Raw genomic sequence first — 21618 nt, 5'->3', positions numbered from 1 at the left:
AATGCGACGCCGTCGGACGATCCGTCCGGCGGCGTCCTTTCGTTTCAGGCGTCGAAGGCGATGCGGCCGCGCGCATAGTCGGCGCGGGCGCGGTCGGGCAGAAGCGACAGGGCTTCGTCCCTCACCTTTTCCACGCAACTCAGCCTTTCGACGGGCCGCCGGCCGGTGCAGAGGTTTCGCGCAATACGCTGAACCCTGTTGTCGAACGCTGTCGCCCCCGCGCGGCTCGACAGGTCGAGGTCGCCATAGGGAATGCGGGCTTCGATCGGGGCGGCGGCGGCCGAGCCTGCGGCGAGGACAGCGGCGGTCGTCAGAGAGGCGATCCTGAACATGATCCTGTTTCCATTTTTCCGCCCCTTGTCTTCCGGGGCAGGGAACGGTGAAGCTGGATCGGATCGAAATGGCGAAGCTTCCGGGGCGGAAAGACGGCGCATTCATAATTCGACGTCATGACATTTCGGTCAGGTTCGACCGGCAGATCGCGCGGGTCGGAACCATGCAGGCGCTTCAACTGCGCCGCCGCACCCTCTAAGTCTGAGGTCGATCATCTACGGAGCGTCCATGCCGGTCGTCGCCTCTTATGTCTATCGTGACGGTCAACGCTTGCGCGCGGCGCCGCTGACGGCCGAGGGGCTGGCCCTGGAGACGGGCGAGTTCGTCTGGGTCGGTCTGGTCGATCCGACCGACGCCGAGTTCGACGTCCTGGTCCAACGGTTCAAGCTGCACCCCCTGGCGGTCGAGGACGCCCTGGCCGCGCACCAGATGCCCAAGGTCGAAGTCTATGGCCGCGAACTGTTCGTGGTGGCGCGAACGGCGGCCCGGATCGACGAACGGATCATCTATGGCGAGACCCACATCTTCGTCGGCCCGGACCATGTCATCAGCATCCGCCACGGCTCGTCGCGCACCCACGACAGCCTGCGCGCCCAGCTCGAAGCCTCGCCCGACGAACTCAGGCGCGGACCGGATTTCGTCCTGCACGGCATTCTGGACTTCATCGTCGACGCCTACGCCCCCATCGTCGATGAGTCCGAGGACAGCGTGCTGGAGATGGAGCAGAAGACGCTGGACGCCTTCCTGTCGCGCGTTGAGATCCGGCGCCTGTTCACCCTTCGCCGCGAACTGCTGAAGTTCCGCCGGATCCTGGGGCCGATGGAAGAGGTGGCGCGGCGGCTGCAGTCGCTGGACCTGCCCTGTATCGACGTCGATGTCCGACCCTATTTTCGCGACGTCAGCGACCATGTGCAGCGGGTGAACAGCCGACTGGGCGGGTTGAACGACATTCTGTCGTCGGTGTTTGAGGTCGCCAATCTGCTGGAACAGCAGCGCCAGGGCGTCATCACCCGCAAACTGGCCTCCTGGGCCGCCATCCTGGCCGTGCCCACCGCGATCGCTGGCATCTACGGCATGAATTTCGAGTTCATGCCCGAACTGCACTGGCGTTACGGCTACCTCGCCGCCCTAGCTCTGATGGGCGCCATCTGCGCCGGCCTGTTCGTCACCTTCAAGAAGACGAAGTGGCTGTAGCCTTTAACCGCCGTCATCCTCGGACTTGACCGGAGGATGACGGAGGCGGTGCGGCCCTGCCTTACCCGCTGTTCCTTAACCCCGCCGCCACGCCGTTGATGGCCAGCAGAATGCCTTCGCGGACGCGCGGGTCCTCGTCCCCGGCGCGGCGACGGCGGATCAGTTCGATCTGGACGTGGTTCAGCGGTTCGACATAGGGCATCCGAATGCGGATCAGCCGGTCCAGTTCGGGCTGGCCGCCCAGCAGGCTGTCGTGACCATTGATGGCCAGGATGGCGTCATGGGTTCTCTGCCACTCCTCGCGGATTTCGCCATAGATGCGGGCCGCCAAAGAGGCGTCGCTCACCAGGGTCGAATAGCGGCGGGCGATGGTCATGTCGGACTTGGCCATGACCATCTCCATGTTCTGAACCAGGGTCCTGAAGAAGGGCCAGGTTTCGGCCATGGCCTTCAGCTCGGCCATGTCATGCCCCTGAACCGCCGATCCGAACCCGTACCACCCGGGCAGCATGACCCGGCTCTGCGACCAGCTGAACACCCAGGGAATGGCGCGCAGGTCCTCGATCCGCGTCGAGGCCGTCCGTGACGACGGGCGCGAGCCGATCTTCAGGTCGGCGATCTCGGCGATGGGGGTGGCGGCGCGGTAGTAGTCGACGAAACCCTCCGTCTCATAGACCAGCTTGCGATAGGCGGCCATCGACCGCGCCGACAGGTCCGACAGGGTCGCGCCGTGATCGGCGGTGAAGAGGTGATCCTGCCCCTTGCCCAGCGACGCCAGCACCGCCCCGCAGGTCAGGGCGTCCAGATTGCGCAGGGCGATTTCCGGCTCGCCGTATTTGTTGGCGATGACCTCGCCTTGTTCGGTGGTGCGGATGCGGCCCTGAACCGTGCCCTCCGGCTGGGCCAGGACGCCGGCGAAGGCCGAACCGCCGCCGCGTCCGACCGTGCCGCCGCGCCCGTGGAACAGTTGAAGCTTCAGGTCATGGGCCTGCGTCACCTCCACCAGGGCGCGCGACGCCTCATGCAACTCCCAGCCCGAGGTCAGATAGGAGCCGTCCTTGTTGGAGTCCGAATAGCCGATCATCACCTCCTGCACCCCGCGCGCCTTGGCCACGGCAAGGGCGGACGGCTCCTGCAGCAGCCGTTCCAGCGTCGGGCGGGCGGCGCGCAGGTCTTCGATGGTCTCGAACAGGGGCGCGGCCTGGATGGGGCAGGCGGCGGGGTCTTCAGGCCGGTAAAGCCCGACCTCCTTCAACAGCAGATAGACCTCCAGCAGATCCGACGCCGCATCGGTCTTGGACACAATATGGGTGCGGATGGCCTGGGGCCCGAAGGCGGCCAGGGCGCGGGCCGAGGCCTGAAGGATCGCGCGTTCCTTCAGGGTCTCAGGCTGATACTCGGCGTATTCGCTGAACAATTGACGGGGCGAGGCCAGTTCGGCGGCCAGCGCCGACAACCGGCTTTCCTCGTCCAGCGCGGCATAGTCGTCGCAGACGCCCGCGACCTTAAGCAGATCGCCCACGACCCGCTCGTGTACGTCCGAGTTCTGACGCAGGTCCAGGGTGGCCATGTGGAAGCCGAACACCTCGACCGCCGTGATCAGATCGGTCAGCCGGTCGTTGGCGAAGACGCCGCCATGCTGGGCGACCAGGCTTTCATGCAGCACCTTCAGGTCGGCTTCGAAAGCGTTCGGGCCGGAATAGGCCTCGGCGGCGACCAGGGCGCGGCGCGGGGGCGGCGACCCGCCCAGCTTGTCATAGGTGGCGGCCAGACGTGCATAGACGCCGGTCAGGGCGCGGCGATAGGGCTCGTCGGCCCGGTGCGGCGAGGGGTCTTGGGCGGCGTCCGCCAGGGCCTGAAGCGCAGGCGACACCTCGGCCAGTTCGGCGGCCAGACTCAGCTCGGCGCCCAGGGCGTGAACCTCGTCCAGATAGAAGTTCAGCACCGCGCGCGACTGGGTTCGGAAGGCGTCGCCCTGAACTACCGCGTCCACGTTCGGATTGCCGTCGCGATCGCCGCCGACCCAGGTCCCGACCCGCATGAAGGGTTTGAGGTCAGGCGCGTCCAGCAGGCTGCGCCATGCCGACAACTGCTTGGGTGCGACATGCAGGAAGATGCGATCCAGGAAGGACACCACCGTCTCGATCTCGTCCTGCACCACCAGCCCTTGCGTCCGCACCAGGCGCGTGGCCCACAGGATCACGATCTGGCGGCGCAGCGGCTCGGTGATCGAACCCGGCGTGCAGGCCGCCCCGGCCTTGTCGCAGGCGTCCAGCAGGTCGCTGATGGCGGCGATGCGATCGATCACGCTCTTGCGGCGCACCTCGGACGGGTGGGCGGTCAGAACGGGCGAGACCAGCGCTTCACGCAGCAGATCGGTCACCGCCGCCTTGTCCACGCCCTGTTCGGCCAGGCGTTTCAGCGTCCCCTCGGGCGTGTCGAGGCGGGCGCCGGCCTCGGACTGGTCGCGCGCGCGCCTGCGGGTGGCGCGATCCTCGGCGATATTGGCCAGCAGGGAAAACAGGGCGAAACTGTGCGCCAGCCCCGCCGCCTGATCCACCGTCATGGCCGTCAGCAGCTTCTCCAGCCGCTTGGCCGGGTGCGAGGCCGGATCGCGGTGATAGGCGATGGAGGCCTGGCGCACGGCCTCGACATGCTCGTACAGGGCCTCGCCGCCCTCCTTGCGGATGACCTCGCCCAGAATGCCGCCCAACAGACGGACTTCATCGCGCATGGCGTCGTCGGCGGCGGGGCTCATCATTGCGTAATCCAGGGCTTAGGCGGGGAGATGCGCATGTGAAGTATGCCAAACCGTCACGTCAACGCACGAACCGTGTCAAAGGGCGAAACCAGACGATCATGGTGAACCGGCCGTTAGGGTTTCTTAACCGGCGCACGCCGATGATGGGGCGTAGGAGTCCAGATCGGTCCCGCCCGTGCCCATGTTCGCAAAACGCCAGTCCGCCCTCGCCGCCGCCGCCGGAGCCGCTCCGCGCGTCAGGGACGGCGCCAGCCTCAAGCCCGTCGTGGAGGCGCTGAGGAAGCCGCCGGTCGCGGCGGGCCTTGCGGGTCTGCTGCTGCTGGGCGCCGGCGCCCTGTTTCTGACCGTGCTGGGCGACCCCAATGCGGGCGCGCCCTCTGCCCATGTGGCGCTGGAGCGCGACAAGCCCGCCCCGGCCGCCCCGGCCCCTAGCGGGTTCGAGGCCTTCTCGATGGGGGCGATGGGGCTTTATCAGAATCTGGCGGGCGGCGGCGATCCGGCGGCCAACGGCGAGGCGGTCATCACCCTGCCCGACGGCGGCAGCGTGTCGGGGTCCGCGCCGGCCGCCTATACGGCGCCGCTCCATGCAGCCTCGCCCTTGGTCAAGGCGCCGATCGCGGGCCTGTCGCAGCCCGGATCGAACGGCCCCCTGCCGATGATCGCGCCCGACGGCCGCGTGCCGGCCCAGGCCTATGCCCGACCGTTCCGTCCGAACGGCAAGCCGCGCGTGGCCCTGATCGTGGGCGGGCTGGGGCTGAACGCGGTGACGACCCGCGCCGCCATCGAACGCCTGCCGCCGGAGGTGACGCTGAGCTTCGTGCCCTATGCGGAGAACCTGCAATCCTGGATCGACCAGGCGCGGGCCCAGGGCCATGAGGTCATGCTGGAAATGCCGATGGAGCCGACCGGCTATCCCGACAACGATCCCGGCCCCTATACGCTGCTGGCCGACGGCGGCGCCGACGACGTGGCGGCCAAGATGGATTGGCTGCTGAGCCGCGCGACCGGCTATTTCGGCGTGACCAACTATCTGGGCGACCGTTTCGCAAGTTCCGACACCGGCATGAACGCCTTCCTGACGGTGCTGCGCCAGAAGGGCGTGGCCTTCCTGGACGACGGGTCGTTTCAGCGTCGACCCGGCGCCTGGTCGCGGGCCAGCGCCGACCGGGTCATCGACCGCACCCAGTCGCCTGCCGCCATCATCGCCGCCCTGAACGGGCTGGAGGCCCAGGCCAAGCTGCGCGGCTCGGCGCTGGGAACCGGCTTCAGCTATCCGGTGACGGTCGAGGCCGCCGCCCGCTGGACGGCCGGCCTGGACCAGCGCGGCCTGCAACTGGCGCCCGCTTCAGCCATGTCGATGCGGCCCGGCCGCTAATGTCCGATCTTTCCGCCTATCGCCCCAATGTCGGGGTCGTGCTGTTCAATCGCGACGGCCGCGTCTGGTATGGCCGCCGTCACGCCACGCCCGGACCCTATAACTGGCAGTTCCCGCAAGGCGGCGTGGACGAGGGCGAGGACCTGGAGGCGGCGGCGCGGCGCGAGCTGCACGAGGAGACAGGCGTCACCTCGGTCGAGCTGCTGGACCGGACGGCGGACTGGATCCGCTACGACTTTCCGCCCGAGGCGATGAACAACGCCAAGGCCTGGCGCGGCTTCAAGGGCCAGAAGCAGCAGTGGTTCGCCTTCCGCTTCACCGGCGAGGACACCGAGATCGATCTGACCGCCGACAAGGAGGTTGAGTTCGACACCTGGCGCTGGGGCGATCTGTCGGAGGCGTGCGACCTGATCGTGCCGTTCAAACGCCCCGCCTATGAACAGGTCGTCGCCGCCTTCGCCCATCTGGCCGCATAGAAAAAGGGCGGCGCGAACGCCGCCCTCTGCCCAGTTTACGGTAAGACGGCTTAGGCCGCCTCGGCCTTGCCTTCGATCAAAGTCGAGCCGGCGCCGATTTCGATACGGCGGGGCTTCAGCGCCTCGGGCAGTTCGCGCTTCAGCGAAATCGACAGCAGGCCGTTGACCAGATCGGCGTCGGTCACGACGACATAGTCGGCCAGCTGGAACCGGCGCTCGAAGTCGCGCTCGGCCAGACCGCGATGCAGATAGGTCTTCTGCGGAGCGGCGTCGTCGTTGGCGGTCTTGCGCCCGGTCACGGTCAGTAGGTTTTCCTTCACCTCGATGTTCAGTTCATCGGTGGTGAAGCCCGCGACGGCGATCTCGATGCGATAGGCGTTCTCGCCCGTCGTCTCGATGTTGTAGGGGGGGTAGCCGGTGTCCTGGCCGGTCGCGCGAGAGGCGCTTTCCAGCAGATTGGCCAGACGGTCGAAGCCGACGGCCGAACGGTACAGCGGCGAGAAATCATAGGTACGCATCAGCATCCTCCTGAGGATCAGCAAGGTTGAGCCGCCCGGCGGTTTGGCCCGGACGGCAGGCGATCAGATCGACGACCCGAAACCGGCGTCGTCAGTCTGAAGGGCCCGAAATCGGCGCCCTCGATGGATCAGATGGGAACCCCGAATGCGGCGTCAAGGGGTGCGCGCGACAGGCTGCGACCGATCGTCGGCGTCGCGCCATCGTCATTTGCGTCGGAGGCCGTGCGGCCTATGGAGAAGCGACCTTTAGAGCAGGATCGTCGCCCATGCGTCTCGCCGCCCTCAGCCTTCTCGCCCTTGCGGCGGCCGCCGCGCCCGTGATGGCCCAGACCGCGCCGCCGGCGTCCCAGACCGAGGGGGCCTGGACGCCGCCGCGTTCGGCCCTGTCCAGCGCCATGCCGACCTTCGCCGAGGATACGGCGCTTCAAGCCGCCGTCGCCGCCGAGACCCGGCCCGCCGCCGACCGGGCGCGCGACGTCTATCGTCACCCCTACGAGGCCCTGACCTTCTGGGGGCTGACGCCCGGCATGACGGTGGTCGAGATCGAGCCGGGCGGCGCCAGATGGTGGCGTCACATTCTGGAGCCCTATGCGGCCGCGACCGGCGGGCGCTATGTCCCGGTCAACAAACCGCTGGAAAGCATGGGCGTGGCGGACGGTCAGGCCGACTTCATCCTGGTGGCGCGGGCCTTCCACAACTGGGCGCGCGACGGCCGCACCCAGCCCTATCTGCAGGCCTTCTTCAAGGCTCTGAAGCCCGGCGGCGTCCTGGCCGTCGAACAGCACCGCAGCGCCGAGGGCCTGAAAGCCGCAGAGGTCGCCTCGAGCGGCTATGTGCCCGAAAGCTATGTGATCCACGAGGCGCGCAACGCCGGCTTCGTGCTGGAGGCGCGCAGCGAGCTGAACGCCAATCCCAAGGACGATCACGACCACCCGTTCGGCGTCTGGACCCTGCCGCCCATTCGCCAGTCGGCGGCCCGCAACGATCCGTCCGGCCGGACCCTGACGGCCGAGGAACGCGCCGCCTTCGACGCCATCGGCGAGAGCGATCGGATGACCCTGCGATTCCGCAAGCCGGAATAGGCCGTTCCGTTTTGACCCGGCCCGCGAACCCGATTAAGCCCGATGCGCCGGGTGTGTCGGGCGCGGGGCCGCACCCTTGCGGGAGTATGGAATGGCGGAAGGTCAGGCGATGGGGCGCGGCGTGTCGCGTCGGTTCCTGCTGAGCGGCGTGACCGCTATGGCGTTGACCGGCATGGCCGCCTGCGGCCGCAAGGACGAGCCCAGGGCGCCCGCCGCGCCGAACGCCCCGCCCGCCCCCTCTGGCCCGCCCGAAGGGTCGTTGGAATGGGCGGTCCAGGGATCGTGGCGCTCGGCCCAGGATAAGGCCCGCGACGCCTTCCGCCACCCGATGGAGACCCTGCGCTTCTATGGGCTTCAGCCCAAGATGGCGGTGGTTGAGTTCTGGCCGGGCGGAGGCTGGTACACCGAAATCCTGGCCCCCTATCTGGCCAGCGGCGGCGGCGCCTATGTGGCGGCCCTGTTCCCAGAGGGGCCGACGGCCGATCCGGCGCAGGCGGTGCTGAACGCCGCCTTCCGCACGCGCTTTTCCAGCGACAAGAAACTGTACGGCGAGCCGCAGTTCAGCGTGTTCGGCGCCGCCTCGGGGCCGGTGACGGCGCCCGGCACGGCGGACCTGTGCCTGTTCATGCGCACCCTGCATGGCTGGATGGCGGCAGGGATCGCCGAGAAGGCCTTTGCCGACGCCTTCGCGGCGTTGCGGCCCGGCGGCGTCCTTGGGGTCGAACAGCATCGTCTGGCGCCGGCGCAGGATCAGGACCCCGTGGCGGCCAACGGCTACGTCCAGGAAGCCTTCGTGCGCCAGCTGGCCGCCGAGGCCGGGTTCGTCTTCGTCGAGGCGTCCGAGATCAACGCCAATCCGAAAGACACCAAGGATCATCCGTTCGGGGTCGACACCCTGGCGCCGACCCGCCTGACCGCGCCGCGCGGGCAACCGGCCGATCCGACCTTCGACAGGACCAAATACGAGGCGATCGGCGAGAGCGATCGCATGACCTTGAAGTTCAGGAAGCCCGAGTGAACCGCGCCCAAGCCTTCGCCGCCAACGCCCCCCTGATGGGGGTGCCCGGCGCCTATCCGCCCCCTGGCGGCAAGGGGGATTGGTTTCGCGGCGCGGGCGGAATGCGCCTGCGCGCCGGCCTGTGGACGCCGTCGCACCTCAGCGCGGACAAGGTGCGCGGCACCGTGGTCCTCAGCCCCGGCCGCACCGAGCCGATCGAGAAATACTACGAAGTCATCGGCAATTTCCTGGCGCGGGGCTGGTGCGTCCTGACCCACGACTGGCGGGGTCAGGGCCTGTCCGCCCGTCTGCTGCCCGACCGGCTTAAGGGCCACGCCCGCGCGGTCGAGGAGTTCCTGGACGACTACAATCGCCTGTTGAACACCTATGAGGCCCAGTGTCCCAAGCCGTGGATCATGGTGGGCCATTCGATGGGCGCCTGTCTGAACCTGCTGACGCTGGAAGGCGGCGAGGAGCGGTTCGCGGGCGCCGTCCTGTCAAGCCCCATGCTGCGCATCAAGACCGGCAAGCGGTCGATGTGGTCTGTCAAGCTGGTGGTGCGCTGGAACATCCGTCACGGCCAGGCGGGCGACTACATCCTGGGCGACCCGGACGATCCGTTCGACCACAACTTCGCCGAGGACGCCCTGACCTCGGACGCCAGCCGCTACGAGATGTGGCGTCAGCAGTTGTTCGCCTGCCCGCACCTGGCCATCGGCGGACCGACCTATGGCTGGCTGGCCTTTGCGCTGGATGCCGGTGAGCGCGCCCTGAAGCCCAAGGCTCTGAAGGCGGTCAGGGCCCCTGTCTGCATCGTCCAGGCCGACGCCGACGACGTGGTGTGGAAACAGACCACCCGCTGGGCCGCCAAACGCCTGCCGCGTGGCCGCTATGTCGAGGTCGCCGGCGCCAAGCACGAGGTCATCATGGAGGCCGACGATATGCGCGCGGTCTTCCTGAACGAGTTCGACGCCATGGCCGATCTGGTGTCGCCGACGGCGGATGCGGCAGTCGACCCCTCGGCGCGGCCCCTGGACGTCACGGCCGCGACGGCGGCGCTCTAGGCGGTCGCGGCGGCCAGGACGCGACGCCCCGCCGCCAGAATATCCGCCCCGTCCAGCACGACGATGTCCGGCTGCATCAGCCAGCGGGGCCGATTCTGCATGTCATAGACGGGCTCTGCGGAATACTGGGCCTTGAGGCCTGTGCGGTCGAGGGTGATGGGAAAGACCGCTGCGCCCAGTCCCATCATCGGGGTTCCGACGATCGTCGCGCGACCCAGGCCCCGCATTCCCATAGGGAAACCCTCGGCCATGCTGCCGCTCCAATGGTTGGTCAGCACGACGACCGGCCGGGTGTAGGTGAATGGACCGCGCGGCTCGACGGTCTCGGTCCAGAAGTCGCTGAGGCCCCGCCCTTCCCGGCGTCGCATCCGGGCATAGGGTTTCGTCTCGGTGATGAACCGACCCATGATCGGGCGCGCTACCGCCGTGTCGCCGCCGCCGTTGTCACGTACGTCGATGATCAGGCCCGGCGCGTCTCGAAGTTCTGCTAGCGCCTCGTCGAAGCTTTCCGTCACGGCGTCGTCGGCGAAGCTGCGGATGGCGATATAACCCGCGCCTTCCTCCAGTCGTCGCCAATCGACATTGGGTTTAGGCGAGGACTGGCGGATCGGAAGGACGACCTCGCGCGGTTCCGCCGCACCTGGGGCCACGCGGTAACGGCGCGGCTGGCCACGAAGACCCGCCACGGCGCTGTTGAGGGCGTAAGCCCGCGCCGCCGGATCTGGCCGGGTCAGACATCGGGGCAGCAGACCCTGAGCCAGGGTCGAAATGGCGCGGTCGTCAGCGGACAGGATGACGTCGTCCAGCTTCAGTCCAGCCGCTTCGGCCGCGCTGTCGGACGCAATCGCGATGATCACGGCCTGTCCGTTGCGCCATTCTGTGATCAGATCGGAGATCGGCAACCGTTGCGAGCCCGCGGGCGGGTCGGCCAGCGCGGTGTGGGGATCGTAAAGCTCAGCCAGGGTGCAGCGCAGGACTTCGGCGAAGGCCTCTTGGGATTGCGCCTGTCGCGCGAGGGGCCGGTAGAAAGCACGCACGCGGTCCCAGTCGGTGCGCTTTTCCGAGAAGAAGCAGTACCGATCGCGCAGCGTCTCCCACAACTCGTCGAAATCACTGACGAATGTGACATCATGATCGGGTTCGACCGCCCAGGCGGCGCCGCTCATCATCGATCCGGCCACAGCCGCCAGCCCCGTGCGAAGCATAAGGCGCCGATCCATGGGTCGCTCCCTATTGACCAATCAGGTCCGGGTCTTGTGGACCGTCAGCGCAAGCGTGGACCAGTTAAACTCCCGTAAGCTCGTCAGATCGCCGCCCGTTTCAGCGTCACCAGGGCCTGGTCGATCAGGCGGGCGTCGCCGACGGCGAGGATCTGGCCGTTGTCGTCGGGCGCCGCGCCGCGCCAGTTGACGACCTTGCCGCCGGCGGCCTGGATCACCGGAACCAGGGCCGACCAGTCCCAGGGCTTCAGGCTGGTCTCGGCCACCAAGTCCATCCTGCCCGCCGCCACCATCGCATAGGCATAGGCGTCGCACCCCAGACGGGCCAGGCGGGCGGCGGCCCGCACCTGGGTCCAGGCCCCCAGTTCCGCGCCGTTGAAGATGTCGGGGTCGGTGGTGGAGATGACGGCGTCGGTCAGTTTCTCGCACGCCCTGACGGCCAACGGCGTCTCGGTCTCGCCACGCAGCAGGCGGGCGCCGGACGGGCCGCCAATGAAGATCTCGTCCAGATAAGGCTGGGCGATGATGCCGACCGAGGGCGTTCCGGCTTGGCGCAACGCGATCAGGGTCGTCCAAAGCGGCAGGCCCGAGATGAAGGCGCGGGTGCCGTCGATGGGGTCAAGAACCCAGACATGTTCAGCATCGGGACGGTCGGCCCCGTATTCCTCGCCGATGACGCCGTGGTCGGGATAGCGGTCGGCGATCAGGCGGCGGATGGCGGCCTCGGCCTGTTTGTCGGCCTCGGTGACGGGATCGAAGCCGGCCGGGCCCCCCTTGTCCTCATGGCTGATGTCCGAGCGGAAGAAGGGCAGGGTGACGCGCGCGGCTTCGCGCGCCAGTTCGATGGCGAAGGCTTCGTATTCGGTCATGCGGTTCCCTTACCGCGCTTTCGACGGCTTGGGCGCCCCAGATGCGTTTCAGGCCGGGGCGCTGTCGGAATGCAGCGCCTTGGCTAGGTCCAGCAGGCGGCGACGGGGGCGTTCGTCCAGCTGATAGTAGGCCTGGATCAGGTCCAGCGTCTCCTTGCGTGAGAAGACCTCGCCGCCTTTCAGCGGCGCCGTGTCCTGATCCAGCGCCTCGGCCAGGCCGTCGTAGAAATAGGCGACCGGCGTCTCGAGCGCCTCGGCCAACTGCCACAGGCGGGCCGCCGAGATGCGGTTAGCGCCGCATTCATATTTCTGAATTTGCTGGAACCGAATGCCGACCTGAACGGCCAACTGTTGTTGGGTCAGGCCCAGCAGACGTCGGCGCCGGCGCAGGCGGCGGCCCAGATGCAGGTCGATATCGTCTGCCATGACGTGATCCTCGTCGCGACGTCTGTCCCGATGCGGGACGACACGCGGCGACGGCGGCAATCCGCATGCCGGTTCGCGCGACAGGGGAAACGTCATTCCTGGCGCACGCGGCGCAACCGGATCGATTGAGGCGCATTTAAAGCGACAGCTTGGCTTTTACAGGAAGGGTTTTCACCATGGGCATTATCGCCTGGATCATCATCGGCATCGTCGCGGGCTGGCTCGCGGAACAAATCATGGGCCGCAACCACGGCCTGCTGACCAATCTGATCGTCGGCATCATCGGCGCCCTGATCGGCGGGTTCGTCGCCGGCGCCCTGGGCATCAGCTGGGGCGGCTGGATCGGTTCGACCGTCATCGCCACCATCGGCGCCGTCATCCTGCTGTTCCTGCTGGGTCTGATCAAGCGTCGCGCCTGATCACATCGGCATCACATGAAGAAGGGGCGGCTCGCGGGAGCCGCCCCTTTTTGCTGCGTCATGACGCGGATGAGGCCCGACTTCAGATACGAAAAGGGGCGGTCGGGATGACCCGACCGCCCTTGTTTCGTCGTCTATCGACCGATCAGTTCGGTTCGGTCGGCGCCGGGGTCGGTTCGGCGGCATCCGGGGCCGTGGTCGGCGGCGTCGCCGACGGATCGGTCGGCTGGGCTGCCGGATCGGCGGCCGGCGTCGTCGGAGCAGCGGCGGGATCAGCCGCCGGAGCGGGGGCCGCCGGGGCGCCAGGGATTGCGGCTGCGGCGTCAAATTCGGCCTTGGTGTAGGCCACGGCCACGCCGCCGTTTTCCTGACGGATGCCGCTCAGCGGCACAGCGCGCAGCTGGCCATCGGCGCCGCGCACGGTGAGTTCCTGCTTGCCTTCGGCGTTGTTCTGCACGCCTTCCAGCTTGCCGAGCTCGCCGTCAGGACCGCTGACGGTCATGCCTGGGTTCAGCGAAAGCGATTGTTGCGAAGCGGCGGCCGCAGCGGGCGCCTCGGTCGGAGCGGGTGCAGGCGTTTCCTGCGCCAGGGCGGGCGCGGCGAACATGAAGGCGGCGGCGCTGGCCAGAAGAGCGGTCTTGATGGTCATGGGAAACTGTCCCCTGTTACGCGGGCCCGACGCCCGCACCCCAATATACTCCCCGCGTTACCGATTGTTTCATCCGCCCCGAAATGACCTTGTGAGCGCCCCGGTTGGACGATTCTTGGTCTATGGTCGGGCGCTTGCGAATCGAAGGCTTCCTGCTTGTCCAACCGCCCCGCGCACACCTCAGGCCTTATCCGCCGTCTTCTGGGCCTGGCCTATGAGCTTACGCCGCTGGTCTTCGCGGTCCTGGCCTTCGGGGCCGGCGCCCTGATGCTGGTCTCGGCCGTGACGCCCGAGTTCGACGACCGTCTGCGCAAGCTGACCGGGGTGGTGTCGCCAATTCTGGTGGACCTGTCCCATTTCGTGGGCAGCATCGCGGGCTTTCTTCTGCTGATGCTGTCAGCGGGTCTATGGCGGCGTCGGCGCGGCGCCTATTGGGCGGCGCTGGCCGTGCTGGGGATCGGGGCGGTGTTCTCGGTGCTGAAGGGGCTGGACTGGCAACAGGCGACCGACCTGCTGATCGTGGCCGCCCTGCTCGCGCCCTGCCGCACCGCCTTCAACCGACGCTCACGCCTCAGCGAGCCGCTGCGGCCCAGCTGGCTGTTGCTGCTGACAGCGGTGGTCGCGGCCATGTTGTGGCTGGGTTTCTTCGCCTATCGCGACGTCGATTATAATGACGAGTTGTGGTGGCGCTTCCTCAGCGATCGCCAGGCGTCGGGCTTCCTGCGCGCGGGCCTGGTGCTGGCGATCCTGACGCTGGTGGTGGCGGGCCGGTCGCTGCTCAGCTCGCCTGGCGCCCACAGCCACGGTCCGGCGAAGCCTGCCGACATCGAACGCGCGCGCGCGGCGCTGGCGGCGGCGGATTCGGCGACGCCCGAGGCCTGGCTGGCCATGCTGGGCGACAAGGCGCTGATGTTCAGCCCCTCCGGCGGCAGCTTCCTGGCCTATCGCGTGCGCGGGCGGCGGTGGATCGCCATGGGCGAGCCGGCGGGTCTGAAGTCCGAAAGGCGCGAACTGTTGTGGTCCTTCGCCGAAATGGCCGACAGCTACGGCGGGGCGGCGGTCTTCTATTCCGTCAGCGAAGAGGCGCTGGGCGACCTGGCCACCATGGGGCTGGCGGTGCGTAAGGTCGGCGAGACGGCGGTGATCGACACCGCCGCCTTCTCATTGGAAGGCAAGTCCAAGCAGAATTTGCGGACGGCCATCAACCGGGCGGAACGCGAGGGCGCGACCTTCGAAATCCTGCCGCCGGGCTCCGCGCGTCCCATCGCCGACGAACTGAAGGCGGTGTCCGATGCGTGGTTGGCCATGCATGAGGGGGCGGAAAAGGCATTTTCCCTGGGACGTTTCGACGTCGACTATCTGGACCTGACGCCGCTGGCGGTCGTGAGGGAGGGCGGACGGATCGTCGCCTTCGCCAATCTGCTGACGGCGCCGGACGAGGCGGCGGTCGATCTGATGCGCCACCACCCGGACGCGCCGCATGGGGTGATGGACTATCTGTTCATCCGCTGCGCCCAATGGGCCAAGGATCAGGGTCTGGCCAGTTTCGACCTTGGCATGGCGCCGCTGGCGGGACTGGAGGATCGGCGGATCGCGCCGGTGTTCGCCCGGGTCGGCGCCTTGGTGTTCGACGAGGGGGGCGCGCTTTACGGCTTCCAGGGCCTGCGCAGCTACAAGGCCAAGTTCGCGCCCGACTGGCGCTCGCGCTTCATCGCCGCGCCCGTCTCCACGCCCCTGCCTCTGGCCCTGCTGGACGTGGCCCTGCTAACCAGCGGCGGCTGGCTGGGAATGCTGGGTCTGAAGAAGAGCTAGGTCAGAAGCGACTTCAGCACCCCGTCCAGAACGGGTCGGCCCTGGTCGGTGGCGATCAGCCGGCCCTGGCGCAGCGTTAGGAATCCGTCCGCGATGAGGTCTGCGACCGGCGCGGCCTCGGGCGACAGGCCCAGCGCCGACAACAGGGCCGCCGGCGCGCCTTCGGTGGTCCGCAGCGCCAGAAGGAACCGTTCCTCCGCCGCATCGGCGGGCGACAGGGTTTCGCGGTCCGACCACGGCGTAGAGGCCTCCACGCCCGCAACATAGTCGGCGATGCGGCGGTGGGCGACGGTCGCGGTCCTGACCCCGCCCAGCGTCAGCCGCCCGTGGGCGCCGGGGCCCAGGCCCAGATAGTCGCCGCCGCGCCAGACGTGCAGATTGTGCGCCGAGCGCGCGGCCGGGCCGCGCGCATGATTGGACACCTCATAGGCCCCGAAACCGGCCGCCGACAGAACCGCCTGGGTGGTCTCGTAAAGGGCGGCGGCGACATCCTCGTCCGGGGGGATCAGGGTTCCGCGCGCAAAGGCCCGGCCGAAGGCGGTGGTCGGCTCTATCGTCAGTTGATAGGGCGAGACGTGTTCGAACCCCAGGTCCAGCGCGGTCGTCAGTTCGGCGGCCCAGGCCCGAGGCGTCTGGTCCGGTCGGGCGTAGATCAGGTCGATGGACAGACGGTCGAAGACCTGGCGCGCCAGGTCGACCGCGCGATAGGCCTCGGCCGCCGAATGATCGCGGCCCAGAAAGCGTAAGGCGTCGTCGTCCAGCGCCTGAACCCCCATCGACAGGCGATTGACCCCGGCCTGGGCCACGGCGGCGAAGCGGGCGGCCTCGGCGTCGGTGGGATTGGCCTCTAGGATGATCTCGATCCGGCCGGCGGGCGGATAGAGACGCTGGGCCGTCTCCACGATGCGGGCCACGGCCTCAGGCGCCATTAGCGAGGGCGTGCCGCCGCCGAAGAAGATGGAGGCCAGCCGCCGGGGCCCAGTCAGCGTCCGCTGGGCCTGGAGATCCTGAACGATGGCGGCGGCCAGCCCCGCCTGCTCGGCCGCCCGTCCCCGGTCGCGCACCACGTTGAAGTCGCAATAGGGGCAGATGCGCGAACAATAGGGCCAGTGGACATAGAGGGCGACGTCCGACCCCGGATCGGGCGGCGGCATGTCAGTCAATCAGGACGGCCCTCAGCTTTTCGAAGGCGCGGGTGCGGTGGCTGATCGCGTCCTTGGCCGCCGGCTCCATCTCGCCGAAGGTCAGGTCGCCGCCCTGGGGAATGAAAAGGGGGTCGTAGCCGAAGCCCCGGTCGCCGCGCGGCGGGAAGGTCAGATGACCGTCGACCACCCCTTCCACCACGACGCAGGGGCCGTCGGGCCAGGCGACGGCCAGGGCCGAGGTGAACCAGGCCGTGCGGTCGGTCGCGCCGATCTCCTCCAGGCGCTGCTCAACCTTGGTCATGGCCACGGCGAAATCCTTGCCCGGTCCGGCCCAGCGCGCCGAGAAGATGCCCGGCGCTCCGTCAAGCGCCGCGACCGACAGGCCGGAATCGTCGGCCAGCGACACCTCCCCCGACCGCTCGGCTGCATGGCGCGCCTTCAGCATGGCGTTGCCGGCGAAGGTGGTCTCGGTTTCGTCCGGCTCGGGAAGGTTCAGCTGGCCCGCTGTGACGATCTCGTAATCTCCGCCCAGCAAGGCCGAGATTTCCGGGACCTTGCCCGGATTGTGGGTCGCGACCACGATCCGCATCCCCTTGATAAGCTTGAGGTTCATAGGCGCTCCTACCTCTGAAACAGTCTATTGCCAAAGTTTAATATCGTTAAACGATATGTAACGTGCTTTTCCATCTCGCACGGCCTATCTCTCGATCATCGAGAACGAGGTCGCAGCGTTCTTGATTTCGGTCAAAGCCGAAAGGTTCGTGCGATCACAAAAACAAACCGGGCGATAATCGTCCTTCAGGAAAGACGGAGAACTAAGATGCATACGATGAACACCTCGATGTGGCTGGACAGGGTCGGCGCTGCTTTCGTCAGCACGGTTCTGATCGCCGCCCTGCCGACCGCCCTCGTGACCGTGCTGATGCAAGCCTTCTGATCCTTACGCCATTTCGATCACGAGAGTTTTGACGATCTGCATGAAGACCGCGATGTATAGAGCCGCGCGCGGGTTCTTCGCACCCCGCGCGGCCGCCGCCCGTCCTCTTCAGACCTGAGACCAGAACCGCCATGCGCCTGCCGACGCCGCGACATCCGACGAAGCGAGGCGAGGCGCGATCCCTGACATGGCTGAAGGCCATGGGGCCGGGATCGGTGTCCAGCGTGCTGAAGATGGTGCTGGACGTGGCCTATGTGCTGTTGTGGCTGATCACCGGGGTTCTGCTGCTGCTGGTGATCGCGGCCATCTTCATTCCCCTGGACAATGTGAACATCACCGTCAGCGGCGACGCCGGCGGCAAGCAACTGCCGCTGACCCGCACGCTGTTGCTGTTCGGCCTTGGCGCCGCGACCTCCTATTTCGGCGGCTTCATGCTGATCCTGCGCAGCCTGCGGCGCATAATCCGCACCCTGGCCATGGGCGACCCCTTCCAGCCTGACAATGTGCGCCGTCTGCGCCAGATCGGCCTGACCCTGGCGGTGGTGACCGGCGGCGTCTGGCTGGCGCAGGGGTTCGTGGCCAAGCGACTGGCGCCCGGGGTGATGGACCCGCAAGGCCTGGGCGAACTGCTGACCCCCATATTCTCTGTCCTGATCGTCTTCGTCCTGGCGGAGGTGTTCCGCGAGGGTGCGCGCCTGCGCCGCGAATCCGAACTGACGATCTGAGCCGTTTCGACTAGGATTTCCGCATGGCCATTCGCGTCCAGCTCGATCGCGTTCTTGTCGAACGCCGCATGTCCCTGACCGAATTGGCGGATCGTGTCGGCGTGACGGTGGCCAATCTGTCGATTCTGAAGACGGGCAAGGCGAGGGCGGTGCGCTTCTCGACCCTGGACGCCCTGTGCCGCGAACTGGAGTGCCAACCCGGCGACCTGTTGGCGCACGAGCCGGGTCCGGGCGACGTGTTCGAGGACGACGAGGCGGCATGAGGCGAAAGGGGCCGGGGCGCGACGACAACGGATTGACGCCCGAGGACCGTCGCATCTGGACCCGGGTCTCCAACTCGGTCGCTCCGCCGCGCGCGCGAAAGGCCGCGCGCGTCACGCCGGGCGCGGAGACGCCGCCGCCCGTCATCGCACCGACGTCGCCAGTCCCCCTGCGTCCGGCGCCGAAGCCCTCGCGCCCGGCGCCGGCCTCGCCCATCGACAAGCCGCGGGTCTCGCCGACACGCCCCAAGCCGGCGCCGGAAGCGCTGGAGCCGCGCCGCAAGCAGCGGCTGTCGCGCGAACGCGATCCCATCGAGGCGCGCATCGACCTGCACGGCTTCGGCCGGTTCGAGGCCGAGGATCAGTTGCGCGGCTTTCTAACCTCGTGCCAGGCGCGCGGGATGCGGGCGGTTCTGGTCATCACCGGCCAGGGCCGGATGGGCGGCGGCGTGATTCGTTCGGCCTTCGCCGAGTGGATGCAGTCGCCGGCCCTGCGCGGCGTGGTGTCCGGCTTCACCACCGCCCACCAGAGGCATGGCGGCAACGGCGCCTTCTACGTCACCCTGAAGCGTCGCGTCTGACCCATGGAAAAAGGCCGGGCCCGCGCTGGCGGACCCGGCCTTTCGAAGCGGTCTGTCGTCGGCCTATTTGGCGGCGAGGGCGCCGGCCAGGATCACGTCGATCTGCTTGCCCATATGGTCCGACAGGGCCTGAGCGTCCCATTCGTCATAGGCGGCGCGGCGATAGTTGGACAGATAGGCGTCCCAGATCAGTTCGACCAACAGGCGGATGTCGGCGTCCTTGCTCAGCTCGTTCTTGGCCACGGCGTCCTGCAGAATGCCGCCGATGGCCAAGAGCAGATTCTTGGTCGCGGCGCGGGCGCGCATCTCGGCGGCCAGGGGCTGGAACCACGAGCGGGCGACGATGGCCTGGAACAGCGGCAGATGTTCCAATGACGACTGATAGCCGGCGGTCAAGGCGCTGAGCAGACGCTGGCGGACGGGCTCGCCCGCCGGGGCGGCGGCCTCGACCACCTCGGCCAAGCGCGTCATGTCCTCGGTCAGGACGGCTTCGAACAGTTCGGCCTTGTCCTGGAAGTTGGCGAAGACGGCGCCGGTGGACATGCCCGCGCCCTTGGCGATGTCGCGGATGGTGGCGGGTTCGTAGCCCCGCTCGGCGAACAGCGAGCGGGCGGCGTCCAGAACCTTTTGCCGTGTGCGGATCTTGGCGGCCTGGCGGCGGTTCAAGCGAGGTTCGACGGCGAGGGTTGCGACGGTATCAGTCATGAATTCAGGCTTTTACTCTACTTTAAGTCTCGGACGCCGCAGGCGGGCCCGAAGGCGACTTGAGGTGAAGATCGCGGCCCCGGTGCCGGGACGGACAGGCGCTTTCCGCCCTATCGGCGCAGGAATAGCAATGGTGCGCTTGCATCACGGAACCATGACGAAAATGGGTCCGCCGGACGACGCTAGGTATCAACCCTTAGCCGGCGTTGGGTTCGGGGCGGACGGGCCGCGCCGTGCGGCGCAGGGCGCGGCTGGGGCGATTACGGCGCTCGACCGGCGTCGCGGCCTGGAAGGCCTTTCGGAACTGGTCGCGCCGGTCGTGGATCGAGGCCAGGACCAGACCCATCGGCACGCCCAGATCGACCAGGGTGTTCTCGGCCAGCTGCAGGCTGGCCTCGGTCGTCTCCGGCACGGCGTCAGTCACGCCCAGGGCGTACAGGCGCATGGCGTGCTGGTCGTCGCGGGCGCGGGCGATCAGGATCAGGTCGTCGCGCATCGCCCGCGCCGCCTGGACCACCTCGTCCACCTTTGCGGGGGTATCCATGGTCACGATCAGGGCGCGGGTCGACTGGACGCCGCAGTGCTGCAGCATCTCGCGCCGACCGGCGTCGCCATAGAAGACCTCGAATCCGTCGCGACGGCCGATGGAGACGGCGGCGGCGTCGGTGTCCAGGGCGATGAAGGGCTGGTCGTGTTCCTTCAGCATCTCGCCGATCAGACGGCCCACCCGGCCGAATCCGACGATGATGACCGCGCCGTCCGCCGCCGCCGGGCCGGGGATGTCGGGTAGGACCGCCGTGTCCGGTCCTGTCCGTTTGGTCAGCTTCTGACCGATCATGGCCAGTAGCGGAATGGAGAAGATGCTGACGGTCGCCGACAGGGCGACGGTGTTGGTCAGGCCGGTCGGAGCCAGGCCTTCGACCATCCCGGTGGCGAAGACGACGAAGGCGAACTCGCCCGCCGGGGCCAGGACCAGGGCTGTCTCCAACGCGGGCCGCGCGCCCAGCCCCCACAACCGCGCCAGGGCGAAGATGACGCCGGTCTTGACCGCGGTCAGGGCCAGGGCCAGGCCGAAGACGCCGACCGGATCGGCGGCGATGGCGTCCAGATCCAGCCCCAGGCCGACGCCGACGAAGAAGACGCCCAACAGCAGCCCCTTGAACGGTTCGATCGACACCTCGACCTCGCGCCGGAACTCTGTCTCGGCCAGAAGGACCCCGGCGACCAGGGCGCCGATGCTCATGGACAGGCCGCTGGCCTGGGCCGCCAGACCGGCGCCCACGACAACCAGCAGGCTGGCGGCGACGAACAGCTCCCCGCCCTGGGCCGCCTTGCGCGCCTTGGCCACCGACCGGAACATGGGCCGCAGAACCAACCGCCCCAGCAGGACCAGAAGACCCAGCCCCACCGCCGCCGGGATCAGGGTGAACAGCGACCGGCCCAGGATGGCGGCTTCCAGCGCTCCCCCCTGCTGGGCCACGGCCGCCAGGACGGTGACGGTGATCAGAATGGGGGCCACCGACAGGTCCTGGGCCAGCAGGATGGCGAAGGTCGAGCGGCCGACCACGCCCTTCAGCCGTCCGCGTTCCGCCAGAACCGGCATGACCACGGCGGTCGAGGACAGGGCCAGCCCCATGCCCAGAACCACGGCGCTGGCCAGCGTCTGGCCCATCAGCATGAAGCCTCCGGCCAGGACCGCGGCGCACGCGGCCACCTGCATCAGCCCCAGGCCGAACACCAGCCGGCGCATGGCTCGCAGCCGCTCCCACGACAGCTCCAGCCCGATCATGAATAGAAGGAAGGCCACGCCCAATTCCGACAGCTGCGCCAGCTGTCCCGGATCGCTGATGGTGAAATAGGACAGGAAGGGAAGGGCGTGGGCGAACCGGGCCAGACCGTCGGGCCCCAAAACCACCCCCGCCGCCAGGAAACCCAGCACCGGGCTGATTTTCAGCCGATTGACCAGAGGCACCATGACCCCGGCGGCGGCTAAGAAGACCACCAGATCCTTATAATCCCCGCCGTGTCCGTGCATCGCCCCTCCGTCGTCGGTGCATCTGACCCTGAACC

General features: G+C 68.0%; 22 protein-coding genes. 11 read left to right on the top strand and 11 right to left on the bottom strand.

Annotation, left to right across the window (positions count from 1 at the left end; genetic code table 11):
• Window positions 1-44 precede the first annotated feature (44 nt).
• Window positions 45-332 carry a UrcA family protein gene (locus ACYX4P_RS00585; protein WP_248120895.1) on the bottom strand — a complete coding sequence of 96 codons (288 nt, stop codon included), beginning with the start codon at window positions 330-332 and terminating at the stop codon, window positions 45-47.
• Window positions 333-561: 229 nt separating this feature from the next.
• Here ACYX4P_RS00585 and ACYX4P_RS00580 point away from each other — a divergent pair, with 229 nt between their 5' ends.
• Entirely contained in the window at window positions 562-1527 is a 966-nt protein-coding gene (locus tag ACYX4P_RS00580; RefSeq protein ID WP_248120893.1) for a magnesium and cobalt transport protein CorA, read from the top strand.
• Between the two features lie 61 nt (window positions 1528-1588).
• Here ACYX4P_RS00580 and ppc read toward each other — a convergent pair whose 3' ends face one another.
• Window positions 1589-4288, bottom strand: coding sequence for a phosphoenolpyruvate carboxylase (ppc, locus tag ACYX4P_RS00575; RefSeq protein WP_312570873.1), 2700 nt, complete (start codon window positions 4286-4288; stop codon window positions 1589-1591).
• A 181-nt stretch (window positions 4289-4469) separates the two neighbouring features.
• On the opposite strand from ppc, the gene ACYX4P_RS00570 reads away from it, so the two are divergent.
• A complete protein-coding gene (locus ACYX4P_RS00570) occupies window positions 4470-5663 on the top strand; it encodes a divergent polysaccharide deacetylase family protein (protein ID WP_248120995.1) in 1194 nt (397 codons plus the stop codon).
• Window positions 5663-6139 (top strand): RNA pyrophosphohydrolase, encoded by a 477-nt coding sequence (locus tag ACYX4P_RS00565; RefSeq protein ID WP_248120891.1) that lies wholly within the window; start codon window positions 5663-5665, stop codon window positions 6137-6139. The genes ACYX4P_RS00570 and ACYX4P_RS00565 overlap by 1 nt, the downstream gene beginning before the upstream one ends.
• 50 nt (window positions 6140-6189) lie before the next feature.
• Here ACYX4P_RS00565 and ACYX4P_RS00560 read toward each other — a convergent pair whose 3' ends face one another.
• Window positions 6190-6657 carry an Hsp20 family protein gene (locus ACYX4P_RS00560; RefSeq protein WP_248120890.1) on the bottom strand — a complete coding sequence of 156 codons (468 nt, stop codon included), beginning with the start codon at window positions 6655-6657 and terminating at the stop codon, window positions 6190-6192.
• A 266-nt stretch (window positions 6658-6923) separates the two neighbouring features.
• On the opposite strand from ACYX4P_RS00560, the gene ACYX4P_RS00555 reads away from it, so the two are divergent.
• The 3 genes from ACYX4P_RS00555 (at window position 6924) to ACYX4P_RS00545 (ending at window position 9800) form a co-directional block, all read left to right on the top strand.
• Window positions 6924-7739 (top strand): class I SAM-dependent methyltransferase, encoded by an 816-nt coding sequence (locus ACYX4P_RS00555; protein WP_248120888.1) that lies wholly within the window; start codon window positions 6924-6926, stop codon window positions 7737-7739.
• Between the two features lie 91 nt (window positions 7740-7830).
• Complete coding sequence (locus tag ACYX4P_RS00550) at window positions 7831-8757, top strand: class I SAM-dependent methyltransferase (protein ID WP_248120886.1); 927 nt, start codon at window positions 7831-7833, stop codon at window positions 8755-8757.
• Window positions 8754-9800: an alpha/beta fold hydrolase gene (locus ACYX4P_RS00545; protein ID WP_248120884.1), complete on the top strand. Its 1047-nt coding sequence runs from the start codon at window positions 8754-8756 to the stop codon at window positions 9798-9800. The genes ACYX4P_RS00550 and ACYX4P_RS00545 overlap by 4 nt, the downstream gene beginning before the upstream one ends.
• On the opposite strand, the gene ACYX4P_RS00540 is transcribed toward ACYX4P_RS00545, so the two are convergent.
• The 3 genes from ACYX4P_RS00540 to ACYX4P_RS00530 all read right to left on the bottom strand — a co-directional run bounded on the left by ACYX4P_RS00540 (window position 9797) and on the right by ACYX4P_RS00530 (window position 12315).
• Window positions 9797-11020: a S41 family peptidase gene (locus ACYX4P_RS00540; protein WP_248120882.1), complete on the bottom strand. Its 1224-nt coding sequence runs from the start codon at window positions 11018-11020 to the stop codon at window positions 9797-9799. The genes ACYX4P_RS00545 and ACYX4P_RS00540 overlap by 4 nt on opposite strands.
• A gap of 83 nt (window positions 11021-11103) precedes the next feature.
• Complete coding sequence (hisN, locus tag ACYX4P_RS00535; protein ID WP_248120880.1) at window positions 11104-11889, bottom strand: histidinol-phosphatase; 786 nt, start codon at window positions 11887-11889, stop codon at window positions 11104-11106.
• A gap of 48 nt (window positions 11890-11937) precedes the next feature.
• A complete protein-coding gene (locus ACYX4P_RS00530) occupies window positions 11938-12315 on the bottom strand; it encodes a helix-turn-helix domain-containing protein (protein ID WP_248120879.1) in 378 nt (125 codons plus the stop codon).
• Window positions 12316-12491: 176 nt separating this feature from the next.
• On the opposite strand from ACYX4P_RS00530, the gene ACYX4P_RS00525 reads away from it, so the two are divergent.
• Window positions 12492-12734, top strand: coding sequence for a GlsB/YeaQ/YmgE family stress response membrane protein (locus ACYX4P_RS00525; RefSeq protein ID WP_248120877.1), 243 nt, complete (start codon window positions 12492-12494; stop codon window positions 12732-12734).
• Window positions 12735-12879: 145 nt separating this feature from the next.
• Here ACYX4P_RS00525 and ACYX4P_RS00520 read toward each other — a convergent pair whose 3' ends face one another.
• Window positions 12880-13383: a hypothetical protein gene (locus tag ACYX4P_RS00520; RefSeq protein WP_248120875.1), complete on the bottom strand. Its 504-nt coding sequence runs from the start codon at window positions 13381-13383 to the stop codon at window positions 12880-12882.
• A 156-nt stretch (window positions 13384-13539) separates the two neighbouring features.
• Here ACYX4P_RS00520 and ACYX4P_RS00515 point away from each other — a divergent pair, with 156 nt between their 5' ends.
• Window positions 13540-15195 (top strand): GNAT family N-acetyltransferase, encoded by a 1656-nt coding sequence (locus ACYX4P_RS00515; protein WP_248120873.1) that lies wholly within the window; start codon window positions 13540-13542, stop codon window positions 15193-15195.
• On the opposite strand, the gene hemW is transcribed toward ACYX4P_RS00515, so the two are convergent.
• Both hemW and rdgB read right to left on the bottom strand, forming a co-directional pair.
• Window positions 15192-16349, bottom strand: a complete 1158-nt coding sequence (gene hemW, locus ACYX4P_RS00510; RefSeq protein ID WP_476070262.1) for a radical SAM family heme chaperone HemW — start codon at window positions 16347-16349, stop codon at window positions 15192-15194. The genes ACYX4P_RS00515 and hemW overlap by 4 nt on opposite strands.
• Window position 16350: 1 nt before the next feature.
• The gene (rdgB, locus tag ACYX4P_RS00505) at window positions 16351-16953 is read right to left on the bottom strand and encodes an RdgB/HAM1 family non-canonical purine NTP pyrophosphatase (RefSeq protein ID WP_248120871.1); all 603 of its coding nucleotides are present in this window, start codon (window positions 16951-16953) and stop codon (window positions 16351-16353) included.
• Between the two features lie 455 nt (window positions 16954-17408).
• On the opposite strand from rdgB, the gene ACYX4P_RS00500 reads away from it, so the two are divergent.
• From ACYX4P_RS00500 to ACYX4P_RS00490, 3 genes are read left to right on the top strand one after another with little or no spacing between them, the layout of a single operon-like run.
• Window positions 17409-18002 (top strand): DUF2975 domain-containing protein, encoded by a 594-nt coding sequence (locus ACYX4P_RS00500; RefSeq protein ID WP_248120869.1) that lies wholly within the window; start codon window positions 17409-17411, stop codon window positions 18000-18002.
• A gap of 23 nt (window positions 18003-18025) precedes the next feature.
• Window positions 18026-18265 carry a helix-turn-helix domain-containing protein gene (locus ACYX4P_RS00495; RefSeq protein ID WP_087121176.1) on the top strand — a complete coding sequence of 80 codons (240 nt, stop codon included), beginning with the start codon at window positions 18026-18028 and terminating at the stop codon, window positions 18263-18265.
• Entirely contained in the window at window positions 18262-18843 is a 582-nt protein-coding gene (locus ACYX4P_RS00490) for a Smr/MutS family protein (RefSeq protein ID WP_248120867.1), read from the top strand. The genes ACYX4P_RS00495 and ACYX4P_RS00490 overlap by 4 nt, the downstream gene beginning before the upstream one ends.
• 63 nt (window positions 18844-18906) lie before the next feature.
• Here ACYX4P_RS00490 and ACYX4P_RS00485 read toward each other — a convergent pair whose 3' ends face one another.
• Window positions 18907-19548 carry a TetR/AcrR family transcriptional regulator gene (locus ACYX4P_RS00485; protein WP_248120865.1) on the bottom strand — a complete coding sequence of 214 codons (642 nt, stop codon included), beginning with the start codon at window positions 19546-19548 and terminating at the stop codon, window positions 18907-18909.
• A 196-nt stretch (window positions 19549-19744) separates the two neighbouring features.
• Window positions 19745-21583, bottom strand: a complete 1839-nt coding sequence (locus ACYX4P_RS00480; RefSeq protein ID WP_248120863.1) for a cation:proton antiporter domain-containing protein — start codon at window positions 21581-21583, stop codon at window positions 19745-19747.
• Window positions 21584-21618: the final 35 nt, after the last annotated feature.

This window comes from Brevundimonas sp. ABV4_179 (assembly GCF_056311945.1).
This window is presented reverse-complemented; position numbering and strand designations above follow the sequence as displayed.

Coding starts and splice junctions, on each gene's coding strand:
- ppc (WP_312570873.1), bottom strand. CDS start 4,288: ATGATGAGCCCCGCCGCCGACGACGCCATGCGCGATGAAGTCCGTCTG.
- ACYX4P_RS00550 (WP_248120886.1), top strand. CDS start 7,831: ATGGCGGAAGGTCAGGCGATGGGGCGCGGCGTGTCGCGTCGGTTCCTG.
- ACYX4P_RS00480 (WP_248120863.1), bottom strand. CDS start 21,583: ATGCACGGACACGGCGGGGATTATAAGGATCTGGTGGTCTTCTTAGCC.
- ACYX4P_RS00500 (WP_248120869.1), top strand. CDS start 17,409: ATGCGCCTGCCGACGCCGCGACATCCGACGAAGCGAGGCGAGGCGCGA.
- rdgB (WP_248120871.1), bottom strand. CDS start 16,953: ATGAACCTCAAGCTTATCAAGGGGATGCGGATCGTGGTCGCGACCCAC.
- ACYX4P_RS00560 (WP_248120890.1), bottom strand. CDS start 6,657: ATGCGTACCTATGATTTCTCGCCGCTGTACCGTTCGGCCGTCGGCTTC.
- ACYX4P_RS00485 (WP_248120865.1), bottom strand. CDS start 19,548: ATGACTGATACCGTCGCAACCCTCGCCGTCGAACCTCGCTTGAACCGC.
- ACYX4P_RS00585 (WP_248120895.1), bottom strand. CDS start 332: ATGTTCAGGATCGCCTCTCTGACGACCGCCGCTGTCCTCGCCGCAGGC.
- ACYX4P_RS00495 (WP_087121176.1), top strand. CDS start 18,026: ATGGCCATTCGCGTCCAGCTCGATCGCGTTCTTGTCGAACGCCGCATG.
- ACYX4P_RS00555 (WP_248120888.1), top strand. CDS start 6,924: ATGCGTCTCGCCGCCCTCAGCCTTCTCGCCCTTGCGGCGGCCGCCGCG.
- ACYX4P_RS00570 (WP_248120995.1), top strand. CDS start 4,470: ATGTTCGCAAAACGCCAGTCCGCCCTCGCCGCCGCCGCCGGAGCCGCT.
- hisN (WP_248120880.1), bottom strand. CDS start 11,889: ATGACCGAATACGAAGCCTTCGCCATCGAACTGGCGCGCGAAGCCGCG.
- ACYX4P_RS00565 (WP_248120891.1), top strand. CDS start 5,663: ATGTCCGATCTTTCCGCCTATCGCCCCAATGTCGGGGTCGTGCTGTTC.
- ACYX4P_RS00540 (WP_248120882.1), bottom strand. CDS start 11,020: ATGGATCGGCGCCTTATGCTTCGCACGGGGCTGGCGGCTGTGGCCGGA.
- ACYX4P_RS00490 (WP_248120867.1), top strand. CDS start 18,262: ATGAGGCGAAAGGGGCCGGGGCGCGACGACAACGGATTGACGCCCGAG.
- ACYX4P_RS00580 (WP_248120893.1), top strand. CDS start 562: ATGCCGGTCGTCGCCTCTTATGTCTATCGTGACGGTCAACGCTTGCGC.
- ACYX4P_RS00520 (WP_248120875.1), bottom strand. CDS start 13,383: ATGACCATCAAGACCGCTCTTCTGGCCAGCGCCGCCGCCTTCATGTTC.
- ACYX4P_RS00525 (WP_248120877.1), top strand. CDS start 12,492: ATGGGCATTATCGCCTGGATCATCATCGGCATCGTCGCGGGCTGGCTC.
- ACYX4P_RS00530 (WP_248120879.1), bottom strand. CDS start 12,315: ATGGCAGACGATATCGACCTGCATCTGGGCCGCCGCCTGCGCCGGCGC.
- hemW (WP_476070262.1), bottom strand. CDS start 16,349: ATGCCGCCGCCCGATCCGGGGTCGGACGTCGCCCTCTATGTCCACTGG.